Raw genomic sequence first — 16,756 nt, forward strand, 5'->3', positions numbered from 1 at the left:
GTGTCCCTTCAGCTCCCCGTGCCCTGTCCGGGCGTAGTGGTCGTCTCGACCTTAACGACTACTCGGGCAGCCGGAGTTCCAGATCCTTGCGGGGCGCGACTCCGTCACGCGTGACGGAGTCGAGGAGAACGGCGACCGGGCCGCGGCCGGGCAACTGCGCCTCGGGCTCCACGTCGTGCCACGGGGCGAGCACGAAGGCCCGCTCGTGGGCGCGCGGGTGGGGGAGCGTCAGGACCGGGTCGTCGGAGACGACGTCGGCGTACGCGACGATGTCGACGTCGATCGTGCGCGCGCCCCAGCGCTCCTCGCGGACCCGGTGGAAGGCCTCCTCGACCGCGTGCGCCCGCTCCAGCAGGGAGGACGGGGGCAGGGTCGTCTTGAGGACGACGACCGCGTTGAAGTACGACGGCTGGCTGCCGGGCTCGACGCCCCACGGCTCCGTCTCGTAGACGGGGGACACGGCCTTGATGCGGACGCCGGGGGTGTCCTCCAGGGCGTCGATGGCTCCCTGGAGGGTCTCCAGGCGGTTGCCCAGGTTCGCGCCGATGGAGATCACGGCGCGCCTCGGGTTGCTGAGGGTGGTGTCGGCGGCGTCCACCTGCTGCACCACGGAGGCGGGCACCGGCTGGACGGTCGGGTCGCTGTGACCCTCGGTGAACGAGAAGGTCATACTCGGCTCCGGGTGATGGTGACGGTCACGTCGTCGAAGGGGACGGTGATCGGGGCGTCCGGCTTGTGGACGCGGACCTCGACCTCCTCGACCCCTTCGTGCTTCAGGCAGGTCTGCGCGATGCGCTCGGCGAGTGTCTCGATGAGGTTGACGGGCTCGCCCTGGACGACGGCCACGACCTCCTCGGCCACGATGCCGTAGTGCACGGTCTTCGCCAGGTCGTCGTCGGCGGCGGCCGGCCGGGTGTCCAGGCCCAGGACGAGGTCCACGATGAAGGTCTGGCCCTCCTCGCGCTCCTTGGGGAACACGCCGTGGTGCCCGCGGGCCTTCAGGCCGCTCAGCGCGACACGATCCACGCGAATCACTCCTGCAATCGTCGGTGGTGGCCGGTTCGTACCGTGTGCGGGCGGTACCCCGGCCTCGAACGAATCTACCTGCGGGCACTGACAACGCCCGGCCGCGAGGGCGTGGGCGCCGCCCGGGGCCAGAGGATTCATGAAGCGTTTCCCCTGGGGAACCCGGTGGCTCATGGGTCGGTAGCCGCCCCTACCCCGGGGTTCGTGATTCCAACCACTTCTTGGTCCCGACGGGTTGCGACGGGTTCTCCCAGGGGGCGCCTACCCACTCAGGTGGGGGTGTCCTCGCCCTCGTCCTCGTCGTTTTCGGCCAGAACGGGGGACGCGTGGTGCGACCAGAGCTTCCAGCCCTCGGGGGTGCGCCGGAACACGTTCGTGGCGACCACGAGCTGGCCGACCAGCGGGCCCAGTTCGTCGCTGTCGTCGGGGGAGGGGCCGCCGCTGAGGATGTTCTCCGTGCAGGTGACCAGCGCGGTGTCGCCGGTCACCGAGACGTGCACGTCGGTGAGGAAGAACTGGATGTACTCGGTGTTCGCCATGATCAGCGCGTACGACCGCAGGACCTCGCCGCGGCCGGTCAGCACCGGCCAGCCCGGGTGCACGCAGGAGATCACGCCGCTGTCCGCCGGGTCGTGGTACTCCTCGTCGACGCCGAGGTCGGCCGGCGTGAGCCAGAGCGCGGACAACTCGTCGAAGTCACCGCGCTCCAGCGTCTCGTAGAACGCGGTGTTGGCGAGTTCCACCTGTTCGACGTCGGTGTGTGGGGCGGTCACAGGGCTCCCTCGGAGCTGGTGTGCGAGGCCGCTCGGGCGCCCGGCGTGCGCGCCCCCTCGACGGCGCGTGCGACGCGTACGGCGTCGGCCGTGGCGCGGACCTCGTGGACGCGCACCGCCCAGGCGCCGGCGTGCGCCGCGAGCGCGGAGACGGCGGCTGTGGCGGCGTCGCGCTCGCGCGCGGGCGGGGGCGCGCCCTCGGGGCCTGCCAGGACGCGGCCGAGGAACCGTTTGCGGGAGGCGGCGACCAGGAGGGGGTGGCCGAGGGCGAGCAGGCGGTCGAGATGGGCGAGGAGGACGAGGTCGTGCTCGGCGTCCTTGGAGAAGCCGAGGCCCGGGTCGACGACGATCCGCTGGGGGGCGACACCGCCGGCCAGAACGGCCTCCACGCGTGCGTGCAGTTCGTCGACGACCTCGGTGACGACGTCGTCGTAGACCCCCCTGACGTTGCCGCCCTCCAGGAAGCCGCGCCAGTGCATGACGACGAAGGGGGCACCCGAGGCGGCGACGACCGGGATCATCGCGGGGTCGGCGAGGCCGCCGCTGACGTCGTTGACGAGGGCGGCGCCGGCGGTGAGGGCCTGCTCGGCGACGGAGGCGCGCATGGTGTCCACGGAGACGGTGACGCCCTCGGAGGCGAGGCCGCGCACTACGGGGATGACGCGCTTGAGTTCCTCGGCCTCGTCCACGCGCGAGGCGCCGGGGCGGGTGGATTCACCGCCGACGTCCACCAGGTCGGCGCCCTCGGTGACCAGGTCCAGGCCCCGCTTGACGGCCGCCGTGGTGTCGAAGAAGCGGCCGCCGTCGGAGAAGGAGTCCGGGGTGACGTTCACGACCCCCATGACCGCGCACCGGTCCCACTCCGGAAGGCCCGTGACGCGCCCGCGCCCGCTCTGCTTGCTCATACGTTCAGCGTAGGCCCAGGAGGAGGGGGTACGGCCCCGCGGGCCGGGCGGAAGCGGGCTGGTCCGGTGCGGGAGGGGACTCTGGGGTGGGGCCGGGTGTGGGGCGTTGCGCTTGAGGGGCGTGCGGGAGTCTGTGGGTGGGGCTCTCGGGGGTGGGTCGTCTTCGGGGTGGTGGTGTGAGGCTGCGCCGTGCCGGCTCGTGGCCTTGGGACGTCTGTCGGCGGGTACCGGCCCCTGCCGGGATCGCTCGCGACCTTCGGCGGACCGGACGGTGCTCCGGCGGTCGGCCTGCTCCGCAGGCAGAGGGGCGCGCGAGCCGGTGGATGGGGCACTCGGCCGTGGACCGTCCGGCGGCGGCCCGTCTTGGCGGTACTGGCTTGCGGCTTTGGGGTGTCTGGCGGTGGACGTCGGCCCTTGCCGTCGTCGCCCGCGATCCTCGGCGGACCGGCGCGTGCCCGTCGGCGCAACGCCCCGAGGTCCGCACGAAGGCCTCCGGGTCGGCCGGGCGGAAACCTCAGGCCCGGCCCGGGCGACACCCCCAGCCGGGGCTGAGGTGCTCGCTCGGGCCGGGCCCGTTGGTCAGGCTGCCCGGACATCCCGTTCCGCCAGGCCGTGGGTGCAGGCCGGGGCCGCGGTCGTGCGGCGGCGGAGGAAGCGGGGGAGGGGGAGGGCGAGGTTGACGAAGCCCTCTGCCTGCATCGCTGCGAAGCCGATGCGGGGGAGGTCGCCGGAGGCGCGGTAGACGACGAAGCGCGGTTCCCAGCGGGGCTGGAACTTCGCGTTGAACTTGTACAGGGACTCGATCTGGAACCAGCGGGACAGGAAGACGAGCAGTCCGCGCCAGGCGCGCAGCACCGGGCCCGCGCCGATCTTCTCGCCGCGGGCGAGTGCCGCGCGGAACATCGCGAAGTTGAGCGACACGCGCGTGATGCCGAGCTTCGGTGCCGCCTGGAGGGAGGCCACGATCAGCAGCTCGTTCATCCCCGGGTCCGCCGCGCGGTCACGGCGCATCAGGTCCAGCGACATGCCGTCGGTGCCCCAGGGCACGAAGTGCAGGATCGCCTTCAAGTCGCCGTACTCGCCCGGATGTTCGTCGGTCTTGTGGGCGGTGGCGATGAAGCAGTCACCGTCCTCCGGGTCGCCGATGCGGCCGAGCGCCATGGAGAAGCCGCGCTCGGTGTCGGTGCCCCGCCAGTCCTCCGCGGCGAGCCGGATCCGCTCCAACTCGCCCTCGCCGAGGTCACGTACACGCCGTACCCGGGTTTCGTAGCCGGCCCGCTCGATGCGCTTCACCATTTGGCGTACGTTGCGCATCGCGCGCCCGGCGAGCGAGAAATCCGCCACGTCGACCACCGCCTCGTCGCCGAGTTCGAGGGCGTCGAGACCGGTCTCGCGGGTCCACACCTCGCCGCCCGTCTCCGAGCAGCCCATGACGGCGGGCGTCCAGGAGTGGGCCTTCGCCTCGTCCATGAACCGCTCGATGGCACCCGGCCAGGCCTCCACGTCGCCGATGGGGTCACCACTGGCGAGCATCACTCCGGAGACGACGCGGTAGGTCACCGCCGCCTTGCCGCTGGGCGAGAAGACGACGGCCTTGTCGCGGCGCAGGGCGAAGTGACCGAGCGAGTCACGCCGGCCGTGCTTCTCCAGGAGGGCGCGCAGATGCGTCTCGTCCTCCGGGGTGAGCTGCGCGGCCGGGTGCTCGGGGCGGAACGCGAGGTAGATCGTGGTGACCGCGGTGAGCAGCCCCAGGGCGCCCAGTGAGAAGGCGACCGTCCAGGAGGTGCTGCCCTCGTAGTCGACCGGGCCCTCGAAGCCGAACAGGCCGTACAGGACGTGCGTAATCCGATCGGCCAGGCTCGGGTCGCCGACCATGCGCTTGGAGTGGACGCTGACGATGACCAGTCCGAGGACGAGGGAACCGGCGCCCATGAGCACGAAGTTGGCGAGCGCGCGCCACCGGCTGCGCGGGTCGGGCAGCGCCCGGAACTCGTCCCGGTGCAGCAGCAGCGGCGCGAGCAGCGCCGCCGAGATGACGACTCCTATGAGGGAGTGCCGGTACGCGAACTGCGCCACCGCGCCCGCCGGAAGCAGCGCGACGGCGGCCCGCCACGCCCGGCGCTTGCGCCGCCTGAGCCCGTGCGCGAGGAGCAGCAACAGCACGCCGGCACTGAGCGAGAGCGCCGCCGCGAACGGTCCGAGCGCGCCCGGCAGCACCTCGGCCATGGTGTGCATACGGCTGTGCCGGAAGCGCGGGAACACCCCCGCGGCGATGTCCAGCAGGCCGACGAGGGCGCAGGCCCTGGCGACGAGCGTGGGAACGACCTCGGGGCGCGGACCTCGGACTATGCGCCGGACCCGGCCTGAACGGCTCGGAACCCCACCCGACATTTCCCCATCTATCCTGACAGACATCGCATCCCGTAGTTCTGCGAGAGACCTTGGATCCGGGCCCGATTCGGGCATCCGGCGACATTGCGCCCTCTAGGACGGTGTCTAGGGGAAGGAGGTTCCTTCCTCACCGGAAAGCCGGTTCAAAGGCAGAGGAAAGCCTGGGGCAAACGCTCGCGAAACTTGCGTGCGCGCGCCGGGCGGAAAGCGCAGGCGGGGACAGCTCATGGGACTCACGAGCAGGAAAGTGCTGGTACTGGCGGTCGTCTGCGCCGTACTGCTGTTCATCGGCACAGTATGGCTGTGGCCCCGCCTGGCCAGACGCAACTGGCGGGCCGTCAGCGGGCGCGTGGGGCTTCTGCTGGCAACGCAGTTGGTGCTCTTCGCCTCGGTCGGCCTCGGTGCCAACCAGGCCTTCGGGTTCTACGCCAGCTGGACCGACCTGTTCGGCAAGGAGACCGACCAGGGAGTGGTCGTCGACAACTCGGCGCTCCAGGGCGCGGGCGGACCGCTCCAAGTGGTCGAGACCCGGCGGGTGGACGCACCGGGCGGCTCCTCGCGGCCGCAGAGCGTCGGCCAGGTGCAGCGCGTCGACATAGTCGGCCGTACGACCCACATCGCCACCCCCGCGTACGTGTACCTGCCGCCGGAGTACTTCCAGCCGCGCAACCGCACGCGCTCCTTCCCGGCGACGGTCGTCCTCACGGGGTACCCGGGCACCGCCAAGGCGCTCGTCGACAAGCTGAACTACCCGCGTACGGCACTGGAGTTGGCCAGGGCCGGCCGGATGCAACCGATGATCCTGGTGATGATGCGGCCCACGGTGGCGCCGCCGCGCGACACGGAGTGCGTGGACGTCCCGGGCGGCCCGCAGACCGAGTCGTTCTTCGCCAAGGACCTCCCCGACGCCGTACTGGCCCACTACAGGGTGAGCAAGAAGCCCGGGAGCTGGGGCATCATCGGCGATTCCACGGGCGGCTACTGCGCCCTGAAACTCGCCATGCACCACCCCGGGGTGTACGCCGCGGCGGCGGGCCTGTCGCCGTACTACAAGGCGCCGAGCGACGCCACCACGGGAAACCTCTTCCAGGGCGACGAGACGCTGCGCAACGAGGCCGACCTGTCGTGGTACATCAAGCACCGGCCCGCGCCCGACACCTCACTGCTCGTCACCAGCAGCAGGATCGGGGAGCACAACTACAACGACACCCTGAAATTCATCGACCAGGTGAAGGCCAGGAACTCCACCCGTATCTCGTCGATCATCCTGGACAGCGGCGGCCACAACTTCAACACCTGGCGACGGGAGATCCCGCCGGCCCTCCAGTGGATCAGCGGGCGGCTCACCGACTGGTGGAAGTGACCGCCGAACCCGTGTGAGGGAAGAGCGGTGGCTGTGTTTTTACCGGGCGGGGCACCATCATTCGCCTACGCGCGGTAAGTTTCTGGCCATGCCACGTGGACGTCACCGCCATTCCCCGCCGTTGCACCGGCTGTTGCCCCCCTCGGCGATCGCAGGCGTGTCGCTCGTCTGCGCCTTCGGGCCCTGGGTCTTCTCGCAACCGGCGGCGCTCCGCATAGTCGCGGCGATCGCCGCCGCGACCGCGCTCGTCGGCGCGGCGTTCATGCGCCGCTGGGACACACAGGCGGGCAAACAGGTGGCCGACCTGGTACGCGCGCGTACGAGCGACGAGTGGCGCTACGAGGAGCGGCTCGCCGAGCTTGAGTCCGACCTCGACGAGTCGCGCGAACTCCGCGTCAAGCTGGAGCACAAGCTGCGCGCCAAGCGCACGGAGCTGGCGGGCCTGCGCAACGAACACGCGGCCCTGCTGCGCCGGTACGCCACGGCCGAGACCGAGCGCGCGAGCGCCCTGGAGGGCCGCCGCCTGCTGGAGATAGAGGCCGCGGAACCCGCGCGCGCGTTGCCACCGGTTCCGGCGGACGACGACGAGGCCGCGGCGGACGTGGAGTTGGAGCTCCAGGACGACGTTCCCGAGACGGACGACACCGAGGCTGTGGCTGCTTCGGTCGACTCCGCGGGCGAGACGGACGCCGAGGGCGAGACCGACGCCGACGCCGGGGGTGACACCGAGGACGGGGAGCCGGAGGCGGCCGAGGTCGCCGCGGAGAAGCCCGCGGAGTCCACGGTGTTCTCCCCGGAGGGGTCCAAGCTGTTCCTGCGCGCCAAGGCGGCCCTGGTCCGGCTCGACGACGACACCGAGACCCCGGCGCCCACGCCGAAGGACTCCGCGCCGAGCGACCCGGCGGCGAAGGACTCCGCACCGAAGGACATCGCACCGAAGGACGACGACTCCGCGCGGGCCGAGCCCGCCCCGGTGTCGGCCGACAGCGGCGGTACCGAGTCGGAGGCCGCGCAGGAGGACGAGGCGGAGGGGAAGCCCGAGGCGGTCGACGGGCATGAGCACGCGGCCGCCGTTCCCCCGGCCGCACAGCCCGCCCAACTCGCCCCGTCCGCACAGCCGTCCGGTCACTTCACCGTGCCGACCGCGGTGGCCGTCGTACCGGCGTCCCCCGTACGGCGCCCGATGGTCGAGGGGGGCTTCGACTTCTTCGGTATGCAGAAGGGCGCTACGTCCGCCGCGATGGACGCCGTACAGAACGAGGACCTCGCCGACGTCGTGGGCGAGGAGGCCCTTGCCGTGCACAAGGCCGAGGAGGCGCAGTTCAAGCCGGCCGACGAGCGGTCGCGCGATGTCGGCGTCGGCCAGGTCATTGACCTGACGGCCCACGACGAGACCGAGCAGATCAACCTCCACGGGCTGCGCAGCGCGGCTTCCTGACCGGCTCTCAGGCCATCCAGCGGTCCGGGCGCGCGTCCCTGCGGCCCGTCCGTGACCGCTCGGCCTGGCCGCGGAGCAGCTCCGCGGCCTCCTCAGCGTCCCGCAGACGCGCTGTGACGGTCTTGTTGGCCCCGGTGTCCACGTGGACCTCGGCAAGCCGCCAGAGGCGCTCCCAGGGCCCCTGGCTCAGCCGTACGCTCTGCACCTTCGCGTGCGGCACCAGCGCCAGGCTCCGGCGGAGCAGGCCGTGCCGGGCCGCGAAGACCGTGTCGGTGACCGCGAGGCCGTAGCCCCGCCACCACAGGGGCATGCACCGGCCCGCCCGCCGTGGCGGACGGGACAGCGCCTCTCGTGGCGGCACGGTCACGCCGGGCAGCACGCGCGCGACGACCGCCTCGGCGATCTCGCGCGGGGCGACCGGCACCAGCACGGAGTTGGACGAACCGGCCACGTCCAGCTCGACCCGCACCCAGCCGCGCCGCCGCCACAGCAGCGGCTCCACGATCCGCACGGTCTGCACCCGCCCCGGCGGCACCGTCTCGTGCGTGCGGTCCAGCAGCCCGTGGTCGATGCGCAGCCCGTCCGGGGACTCGCCCACCGTCCAGTCGTACTCGCCGACGAACCGCCCCACACTGCTCGCGCCCGCCGCGCCCAGCAGCGGCAGCGCGGTCGCGAGGACCGTCCACACGCTGTGGGTGGCGAACCACAGCAGCGGCGGTACGACGAGTGCGGCGGCCAGTGATCCCCAGGTGGCGCCGGTCAGCACCAGGGACACGGCGAGGACCCCGGCCGGCACGTGCAGCAGTTGCCGCGCGGGTGCCTCGCCGACCTCGTGCGCGGTCTCGGGCGCGAACCCGGCCGCCCGCGCGAGGAGTTCGGCCCGCAGCGCCCGCGCCTCGCCCTCGCCCAGGAAGGCGAGTTCGTCCTTCTTGTCGGTCCCCACGACGTCCAGCTTCAGCTTGGCGACGCCCGCCACGCGCGCGAGGAGGGGCTGTGTCACATCGACGGCCTGGATGCGTTCCAGCCGGATGTGCGCGGTGCGCCGGAACAACAGGCCGGTGCGGATGCGCAGTTCGGTGTCGGTCACCGCGAAGTGCGTGAACCACCAGGTCAGGAAGCCGTACAGGGCGGCGGCCGGGACGAACACGGCGAGCCCGATGAGCAGCGTGACCGTGGTCAGCCGGGTCAGCTGTTCCTGCGCCTGGTTGGGGTCGTGCACCGCCCACCCGATGATGACGGCGACCGGCGCCCACGCCCGGCGCAACGGCGTCACCGGATGCAACCGCCGCTCCACGACCGGCACTTGCTCCCGGACGACCTCGGTCGCTTCGGGTACGTCCTTGTCGGCGCCCGGCGTCGTCACAGCCCCGCCGATCGGGCCTCGCCCAGCTCGGTGAGCCGGTCACGCAGCCGCTCGGCCTCCGCCGGGACGAGCCCTGGGATGGTCGCGTCGGTCGCCGCGGCAGCCGTGTGCAACTGCACGCTGGCCAGCCCGAAGTGCCGCTCCACGGGCCCCGAGGTCACCTCCACGAGCTGCATCCGCCCGTACGGCACGATCGTCTCGTGGTGCCACAGCACGCCCCGAGTGATCAGCAGGTCGTCGGCGCGCTCGGCGTACCTCCAGGAGCGCCAGTTGCGGCCCAGCAGCACCCAGCCCCACGCCATCAGGCCGAGCGGCAGCAGCGCGAACGCAGCCCACCCGGAGCCGACGAACAGGCCCAGCGGCACCCCCAGGGCCACGGCCAGCAGCCCCAGCCACACGACCAGCAACAGGCGTCGCATCTTCAGCAGCCCCGGCGGCAGCCCGGTCCACACCGGCTCGCGCGCCGCGCCGTCCTGCGCGGCAGTCCCCGTTTCCATGCCGCAAGCGTACGTACGAGAGACTGTGTCCATGACTCCCACGACGGAGACCATGGTCGGGATCGGCGGCGCCGCGGAGAGCACCGACATGGTGCTCAACATCGGCCCCCAGCATCCCTCCACACACGGTGTGCTGCGCCTGCGGCTCGTCCTGGACGGCGAGCGCATCCAGCACGCGGAGCCGGTGATCGGCTATATGCACCGCGGCGCCGAGAAGCTCTTCGAAGCGCGCGACTACCGCCAGATCATCATGCTCGCCAACCGCCACGACTGGCTGTCGGCCTTCTCGAACGAGCTGGGCGTGGTCCTCGGGGTGGAGCGCATGCTCGGCATGGAGGTCCCCCCGCGCGCGGTGTGGACGCGCACCCTGCTCGCCGAGCTGAACCGGGTGCTCAACCACCTGATGTTCCTGGGGTCGTACCCCCTCGAACTCGGCGGTATCACCCCGGTGTTCTACGCGTTCCGGGAGCGCGAGGTGCTCCAGAACGTCATGGAGGAGGTCTCCGGCGGGCGCATGCACTACATGTTCAACCGCGTCGGCGGACTCAAGGAGGACGTCCCTGCGGGCTGGACGGCACGCGCGCGTGAGGCCGTCTCCGCGGTGCGCTCCCGGATGGACCGCTTCGACGACCTGGTGCTCGGCAACGAGATCTTCCGGGGCCGCACGCGCGGAGTGGGCGAGTTGTCGCCGGAGGCCGTGCACGCGTACGGCGTGAGCGGGCCCATCGCGCGCGCCTCGGGCGTCGACTTCGACCTGCGGCGCGACGAGCCGTACCTCGCGTACGGGGAACTCCAGGACACTCTGAAGGTCGTCACGCGCCAGGAGGGCGACTGTCTCGCCCGCTTCGAGGTGCTCCTGGAGCAGACCCACAACGCGCTCGACCTCGCGGACGCCTGCCTCGACCGGCTCGCCGAGCTGGAGCCCGGCCCGATCAACCAGCGGCTCCCGAAGGTCCTGAAGGCGCCCGAGGGGCACACGTACGCGTGGACCGAGAACCCGCTCGGGATCAACGGCTACTACCTCGTCAGCAAGGGCGAGAAGACCCCGTACCGGTTGAAGCTGCGCTCGGCGTCCTACAACAACATCCAGGCGCTCGCCGTGCTGCTGCCGGGGACGCTGGTGGCGGACATGGTGGCGATCCTGGGGTCGTTGTTCTTCGTGGTCGGGGACATCGACAAGTAATTGGCCAGTAGGGGTTGTTCAGGGTTCGTCGAGCGGGTCCGGAATTCCAACCGACTGCACGAGCCAGCCGAAGTCGCCGAGTCCGCCGGTCGCGGTGAGCTCGGCTGCCTCACCGGCGCTCGCGAGCGCGCGGACGTACGCCGTCGGGTCGGTGGAGGCCAGCGTGAGCGGGGGGCGTGCGCCTGTGACGCCGAGGGCGCGCAGGGCGGCGCGTTGGGTGAGCAGGCGTGCGCCGGGGAGCGCGCTCCCCTTGTGAGCGGCCGCCTCGCCCGCTTCCGCGCAGGCGTCCAGGGCGACGTGCGCCGTGATGTCGCAGGAGCCGTCCGGTACGGGTGCCGTCTCGCGGCCCTCGCGGAAGCCGGTGAGCGTGCCGAAAGGGGGGCGGGTGTCCCGGGTGTGCGTGTAGTCGACGGCGATCGCGAGCCCCCGGTCGACGCCGGCGACGGCGGACGCCCAGGCCGTGTCCCTCGGGAGACCGATCTCGGCGCGCAGCCCCTCCTCCGGCGCCTGCGGCCACCACCGGGCGAGCCACTCGGCCTCCGCACCGGCCACCGGCTCCCCGAGCCGCTCGGTCCCGTCCTGCCGTACGAGGACGAGCCGCGGTACGCCGGCGGGGTCCACCTCGGCCACCTCCACGGGCACGTTGTCCAGCCACTCGTTGGCGAACAGCAGCCCGGTGATCTCCTTCGGGGGCACGGTCAGCCATTCGACGCGGGGATCGAGTCCTTCGGGGCGGTCGGCGAGCTCGACGGCGTGGGCACGCACGCGTGCGGCTACTTCGGCGGGCAGCGCGGCGAGCACGCCGGTCACCAGTTCACCGCGGCCGGCGGCGAGGTCCACGAAGTCGAGTCCCGCCGGCTGCCCCAGCGCCTCGTCCACCCGGCACAGCAGCCGCGCCACGGCGCCCGCGAAGAGCGCCGACGCGTGCACGGACGTACGGAAGTGTCCGGCGGGTCCCTCGGGCCTGCGGTAGAAGCCCTCGGGCCCGTACAGCGCGTCCTCGGCCGCCGTCCGCCAGCCGCGCCACCGGCCCGTGGTGTCTTCCGTCACGCGGTCAGACTAAGTGCACAGGACAACGGGGCCTCCACCTTGGGGAGTACGCGGGACGTATACGGATCGGTCCTCCGGTTGACCCCCGCACACATCACGCGTCCCTACGCTGGGTTACGTGCAGCGCCTCTATGACTTCCTCCGCAGACACCCGACATGGGTCGACACCTTCTGGGCTGTCTTCCTGCTGGGGCTGAGCGGCGTGAGCATCGCGAGTACCAGCTACGCGTCGGGCCGGCACGGGACGGCCGCCGGGGCGATGGCGGTGTCCGCCGTGATGTGTGTGGCGATCGCGCTGCGCCGTCGCTGGCCGGAGAAGATGCTCGTCCTGGCAAGTGCGACGGGCCTCGCGCAGCTGGTCCTCGACATCGAGCCCGTGGTGGCCGACTTCGCCATGCTGGTGATTGTCTACACGGTCGCCGCGGTCGGTGCCCGCTGGGCCTCCCGCTTCGCCCTGGCCGCCGGTCTGTCCGCGGCGACCCTGGCGCAGATCCGCTGGCCGCAGGAGAACACCAGTTCCGCCGGGCTGGTCGCGCTGGCGATCTTCCAGACGGTGCCGTTCGCGCTGGCCTGGGTGCTCGGCGACTCGATGCGCACCCGGCGCGCGTACTTCGCGCAGCTGGAGGAGCGCGCCGCCCGGCTGGAGAAGGAGCGCGAGGCGCAGGCGAAGGTCGCGGTCGCCGCCGAGCGCGCCCGGATCGCGCGCGAGCTGCACGACGTGGTCGCGCACAACGTGTCGGTGATGGTGGTCCAGGCCGATGGCGCCGCCTACGTCCTCGACTCCGCGCCGGACCAGGCGAAGAAGGCCCTGGAGACGATCTCCTCCACCGGCCGCCAGGCCCTCGCCGAGATGCGCCGACTGCTGGGCGTGCTGCGCACCGGCGAGCACAAGGAGGCCGGCGAGTACGTGCCGCAGCCGGACGTCGAGCAGATCGACGACCTGGTCGAGCAGTGCCGTACGTCCGGACTTCCCGTCGACTTCAAGGTCGAGGGCACCCCGCGCCCGCTGCCGAGCGGCGTCGAGCTGACGGCGTACCGGATCGTCCAGGAGGCGCTCACCAACACCCGCAAGCACGGCGGCCCGAACACGGGCGCCAGCGTGCGGCTGGTCTACTTCGACGACGGACTCGGGCTGCTCGTCGAGGACGACGGCAAGGGCGCCCCGCACGAGCTGTACGAGGAGGGCGGCGCCGACGGGCAGGGGCATGGTCTGATCGGTATGCGTGAGCGGGTGGGCATGGTCGGCGGCACGCTCGACGCGGGACCGCGGCCCGGCGGCGGCTTCCGTATCAGCGCGCTGCTGCCGCTGAAACCCGCGCACTGACGTGCCGTACGCCGAGCAGTGACACCTGTAACGAATTGTTGAACGACCTGTTGAACCACTTGTTGAACGATCCTGTTGACGGAACGGAAGAGGACCCGATGGCGATCCGCGTGATGCTCGTCGACGACCAGGTGCTGCTGCGCACCGGGTTCCGGATGGTGCTCGCCGCCCAGCCGGACATGGAGGTCGTCGCCGAGGCGGGCGACGGCGTCGAGGCCCTTCAGGTGCTGGCCGCGACCGCGGTCGACGTGGTCCTGATGGACGTCCGGATGCCGAAGCTGGACGGGGTGGAGACCACCCGCCGCATCTGCCAGGGCGAGAACCCGCCGAAGGTGCTGATCCTGACCACCTTCGATCTCGACGAGTACGCCTTCTCCGGGCTGAAGGCCGGCGCCTCCGGCTTCATGCTCAAGGACGTGCCGCCCGGCGAACTCCTCACCGCGATCCGGTCCGTGCACAGCGGGGACGCCGTAGTGGCGCCCTCGACGACCCGGCGCCTCCTGGACCGCTTCGCCCCGATGCTGCCCGCCACCGGCAAGGAGCCCCAGCACAAGGAGCTGGAGCGGCTCACCGAGCGCGAGCGCGAGGTCATGATCCTCGTCGCCCAGGGCCTGTCGAACGGCGAGATCGCGGCCCGCCTGGTGCTGTCCGAGGCCACCGTGAAGACCCACGTCGGCCGCATCCTGACCAAGCTCGGCCTGCGGGACCGGGTGCAGGTCGTCGTCCTGGCCTACGAGACGGGGCTGGTGCGGGCGGGCGGCCACGGCTGAGGAGGCCGCCGGCGATCTGCGGTGGTGCGGCTCTACGGGACCGCTGTCCGTCCGGTGCCGCCTACCTGAGGATGCCCTCCAGGAAGTCGCTGCCCAGGCGGGCCACCATCGTGACGTCCAGCTGGTGCAGGACGTAGCGGCCGCGGCGGCGGGTGGTGATCAGGCCGGCCTTCTTCAGGACGCCGAGGTGGCGGGATATCTCGGGGGCGGTCATGCCGTGCACCTGGGTCAGCTCGCCGGTGGTGAACGCGCTGCGGGCCAGGCTGCGGCACAGGCGCATGCGGACCGGGTGGGACAGGGCGGTCATCCGCAGGGTCAGCTGCTCCAGGGAGGTCGGCGCGGCGATCTTCGGGGTGTTGTGCACGGGGTAGTGCACGACGGGCTGCCAGCCGTACCGGTACAGGACCGTCAGGTGCGGCCAGCCCAGGGCCGTGGGCACCAGGAGGAGGCCGCCGTCCTGGGTCGCCGTACGGCCGGTGCCGAGCTTGTCGACCGTGATGCGGGTGGCGCTCTCGTCGAGGGTCACCGCGGTGGACATCGACGTCAGTGCCTCGGCGAGGCCCTTGTGGCGCAGGAGATCCGTCTTGTGGCGGGCGTCGGCCACGAGTTGGTGGTGCGTCCGGGTCCAGGTCTCCGCGAAGAACGCCTCGTCGCAGTCCTCCAGGAACTGCCGCAGCCAGCCCCTGGTCCGCGGCGGGTCGGCCAACAGCCGCTCGGTGAACGCGAGTTGATGCGGTCCGCGCGCGGCCGCCTGCTCCAGGGCGCGCCGCCGGATCCCGGCGTCGGTGAGCGGGCCGGGTCCGCCCGTGCTGTAGGAGATCGCGCAGGTGGTGAACTCCATGGCCGCGTCCACGAACTGCTCGTCGGTGAGCTTGTCCAGCAGGTCCAGCTCCTCGGCGAGCGTGGCCCCGGGGAGCGTGCTGCGGCCCGGGATGCCCGCGTACGGCAGGAACAGGTCGGAGAACGTCGACCGCCACAGGAAGTCCGCCTCGCACATCCGGTCGGCCAGATGCGGATCGAGCCGCGCGGTGACACCGGTGACCCAGCCCTGGAGGCCGGGGTGGTGCCCCGGCTCGGACATCGCGTGCAGCGCCATGCACAGCTCGCCCAGGGGTGAGGGCGCGAAGGTGATCCGCTCCGGCCGCAGCCCGGTGATGTCGATGTGCACGCTCATGTCCTCAATCGTGCACCCCGCCACTGACAACGCCCCCTCGTTTGACGGCGCCCGTCAATCGACGCGACAGTCACCGGGCGGCGGCGCAGCCTGGAGACACGAGCATCACCCAGCAGTACCTCCTCGGCACCTACCGCGCCCAGCGGCTGGGCGAGACCCCGCCGCCCCCGCCCGGCACCCACGACTGGCGCACCGCCCGCGAGCCGCGCGGCTACCGGCGGTTCCGCGCGGTCGTCGCCTCCTGGCGGGCGGCCGTCTCCTCCTTCAGGCGGATCACAAAGTCCGCGACGGCCGCCTTCACGTCCTCGGCCGTCCACTCCAGGGCGGCGGCGCGCACGTAGACCTCGGTGACCGCCAGGCCCGGGCCCTTCGCGTCCCAGTAGTTGGAGAACAGGGAGGTCTTCGTCTCCTCGGCCTGCCGGATCGCGGCCTCTGTGACGGTGTCGAGGTCGTACGGCAGCCAGACCTGGAACTCGTTCGTGTGCGGCTGCTCGGGGTGGACGCGCATCCAGGGCACCCCGGCCGCCGCGAACCCCTCGCGCAGCGCCTCGGCGACCACGCGCGCGTGGGCCACGTACGCGGGAAGCCGGGGGAGTTCCCGGTCCAGGCCCGCGAGGGCCGTCAGCGCGGTGGGGAACTGCTGGAAGATCGTGCCTCCGTAGCGGTGCCGCCAGGTCTTCGCCTCGTCGATGAGGGTCTTCGGGCCCGCTAGCGCGGCGCCGCCGAGGGCGTCGAGGGACTTGTAGAACGACACGTAGACGCTGTCGGCGAGGTCGGCGATCTCGTCTAGCGGGCGGCCGAAGTGGGTGGCGGACTCCCAGAGACGGGCGCCGTCGAAGTGGACCACCGCGTCGCGTTCGTGGGCGGCCTCGACGACGGCGGAGAGTTCCTCCCAGGAGGGCAGCACGAAACCGGCGTCCCGGAGGGGCAGTTCGAGCATCAGCGTCCCGAAGGGCTCCGGGAAGTCGCGGACCTCGTCGGCGGTCGGCTGCCGGGGTTCGCTCGTCACGTGGACCGGGCGGAGCCCGCTGACCTGGCTGAACGCATCCCGTTCGTGTACTTCGGGGTGGGCGAGCGGGTGCAGGGCGACGGTCGGGTTGCCGGTGCGGCCCGCCCAGCAGCGCACGGCGACCTGCTGCGCCATCGTGCCCGTGGGGAAGAAGGCGGCGGCCTCCTTGCCGAGCAGTTCGGCGACCCGCTTCTCCAAGGTCTCGACTATGCCGCCGCCGTACATGTCCGACGTCTCGTCCAGGTCGTACGGCTCGGCCGCCTCCTGTACGAAAGCCAGCCGTTCCCGGAGCGTGCCCAGGAAGCCGAGGCGCGCGAGCGCGCGCTCCGCGTTCCGGTTCGCGCTGAGGCGCCGTTCGCGGCGCGCCAGGTCGCGTTCCTCGTCCGTTGCCGGCTCCGCTCCCCGCTCGCCCTGCTCCGCCTGATCCACGCCCTGTTCCGCCGTATCGCTCATGCTCCGGATGATGCCTGGCACGGGTCCGCGGAAGCAC

15 protein-coding genes are annotated in these 16,756 nt (G+C 71.8%); 5 read left to right on the plus strand and 10 right to left on the minus strand.

Features of this window, described 5'->3' with window-relative positions; all coding sequences use genetic code 11:
- Window positions 1-58: 58 nt before the first annotated feature.
- The 5 genes from folK to ACGFY9_RS03995 form a co-directional block, all read right to left on the minus strand.
- Window positions 59-670: a 2-amino-4-hydroxy-6-hydroxymethyldihydropteridine diphosphokinase gene (folK, locus tag ACGFY9_RS03975; RefSeq protein WP_393751631.1), complete on the minus strand. Its 612-nt coding sequence runs from the start codon at window positions 668-670 to the stop codon at window positions 59-61.
- Window positions 667-1,026, minus strand: a complete 360-nt coding sequence (folB, locus tag ACGFY9_RS03980; RefSeq protein ID WP_033286136.1) for a dihydroneopterin aldolase — start codon at window positions 1,024-1,026, stop codon at window positions 667-669. The genes folK and folB overlap by 4 nt, the downstream gene beginning before the upstream one ends.
- 269 nt (window positions 1,027-1,295) lie before the next feature.
- On the minus strand, window positions 1,296-1,799 hold the full coding sequence (locus ACGFY9_RS03985; RefSeq protein ID WP_019064272.1) for a nuclear transport factor 2 family protein: 504 nt from the start codon (window positions 1,797-1,799) through the stop codon (window positions 1,296-1,298).
- Entirely contained in the window at window positions 1,796-2,704 is a 909-nt protein-coding gene (folP, locus tag ACGFY9_RS03990; protein ID WP_393751634.1) for a dihydropteroate synthase, read from the minus strand. Before folP ends, ACGFY9_RS03985 begins: the two co-directional genes overlap by 4 nt.
- 579 nt (window positions 2,705-3,283) lie before the next feature.
- Window positions 3,284-5,095: a phosphatidylglycerol lysyltransferase domain-containing protein gene (locus ACGFY9_RS03995; protein ID WP_393751636.1), complete on the minus strand. Its 1,812-nt coding sequence runs from the start codon at window positions 5,093-5,095 to the stop codon at window positions 3,284-3,286.
- A gap of 226 nt (window positions 5,096-5,321) precedes the next feature.
- Between ACGFY9_RS03995 and ACGFY9_RS04000 the strand changes: the two genes are divergently transcribed.
- Window positions 5,322-6,458, plus strand: a complete 1,137-nt coding sequence (locus ACGFY9_RS04000; protein WP_393751637.1) for an alpha/beta hydrolase — start codon at window positions 5,322-5,324, stop codon at window positions 6,456-6,458.
- An 88-nt stretch (window positions 6,459-6,546) separates the two neighbouring features.
- Window positions 6,547-7,896, plus strand: coding sequence for a hypothetical protein (locus tag ACGFY9_RS04005; RefSeq protein ID WP_393751639.1), 1,350 nt, complete (start codon window positions 6,547-6,549; stop codon window positions 7,894-7,896).
- A 7-nt stretch (window positions 7,897-7,903) separates the two neighbouring features.
- Here the strand turns inward: ACGFY9_RS04005 and ACGFY9_RS04010 are convergent, their stop codons facing one another.
- Together ACGFY9_RS04010 and ACGFY9_RS04015 are read right to left on the minus strand one after the other, a co-directional pair.
- The gene (locus tag ACGFY9_RS04010) at window positions 7,904-9,259 is read right to left on the minus strand and encodes a PH domain-containing protein (RefSeq protein ID WP_393751641.1); all 1,356 of its coding nucleotides are present in this window, start codon (window positions 9,257-9,259) and stop codon (window positions 7,904-7,906) included.
- Window positions 9,256-9,756: a PH domain-containing protein gene (locus ACGFY9_RS04015; RefSeq protein WP_393751643.1), complete on the minus strand. Its 501-nt coding sequence runs from the start codon at window positions 9,754-9,756 to the stop codon at window positions 9,256-9,258. The genes ACGFY9_RS04010 and ACGFY9_RS04015 overlap by 4 nt, the downstream gene beginning before the upstream one ends.
- Window positions 9,757-9,787: 31 nt before the next feature.
- On the opposite strand from ACGFY9_RS04015, the gene ACGFY9_RS04020 reads away from it, so the two are divergent.
- On the plus strand, window positions 9,788-10,939 hold the full coding sequence (locus ACGFY9_RS04020) for an NADH-quinone oxidoreductase subunit D (protein ID WP_393751644.1): 1,152 nt from the start codon (window positions 9,788-9,790) through the stop codon (window positions 10,937-10,939).
- An 18-nt stretch (window positions 10,940-10,957) separates the two neighbouring features.
- Here the strand turns inward: ACGFY9_RS04020 and ACGFY9_RS04025 are convergent, their stop codons facing one another.
- Entirely contained in the window at window positions 10,958-11,989 is a 1,032-nt protein-coding gene (locus ACGFY9_RS04025; protein ID WP_393751646.1) for an SAM-dependent methyltransferase, read from the minus strand.
- Window positions 11,990-12,107: 118 nt separating this feature from the next.
- Between ACGFY9_RS04025 and ACGFY9_RS04030 the strand changes: the two genes are divergently transcribed.
- Both ACGFY9_RS04030 and ACGFY9_RS04035 read left to right on the plus strand, forming a co-directional pair.
- On the plus strand, window positions 12,108-13,313 hold the full coding sequence (locus ACGFY9_RS04030) for a histidine kinase (protein WP_393751648.1): 1,206 nt from the start codon (window positions 12,108-12,110) through the stop codon (window positions 13,311-13,313).
- 98 nt (window positions 13,314-13,411) lie between these two features.
- A complete protein-coding gene (locus tag ACGFY9_RS04035) occupies window positions 13,412-14,083 on the plus strand; it encodes a response regulator transcription factor (RefSeq protein ID WP_026151569.1) in 672 nt (223 codons plus the stop codon).
- A 61-nt stretch (window positions 14,084-14,144) separates the two neighbouring features.
- On the opposite strand, the gene ACGFY9_RS04040 is transcribed toward ACGFY9_RS04035, so the two are convergent.
- Window positions 14,145-15,257 (minus strand): DUF5937 family protein, encoded by a 1,113-nt coding sequence (locus ACGFY9_RS04040; RefSeq protein WP_393751650.1) that lies wholly within the window; start codon window positions 15,255-15,257, stop codon window positions 14,145-14,147.
- Window positions 15,258-15,468: 211 nt separating this feature from the next.
- Window positions 15,469-16,719 (minus strand): threonine aldolase family protein, encoded by a 1,251-nt coding sequence (locus ACGFY9_RS04045; protein ID WP_393751652.1) that lies wholly within the window; start codon window positions 16,717-16,719, stop codon window positions 15,469-15,471.
- Between the last annotated feature and the right edge of the window lie 37 nt (window positions 16,720-16,756).

The organism is Streptomyces sp. NPDC048504 (assembly GCF_043200035.1).
In the GTDB taxonomy this organism is placed as follows: Bacteria; Actinomycetota; Actinomycetes; order Streptomycetales; family Streptomycetaceae; genus Streptomyces.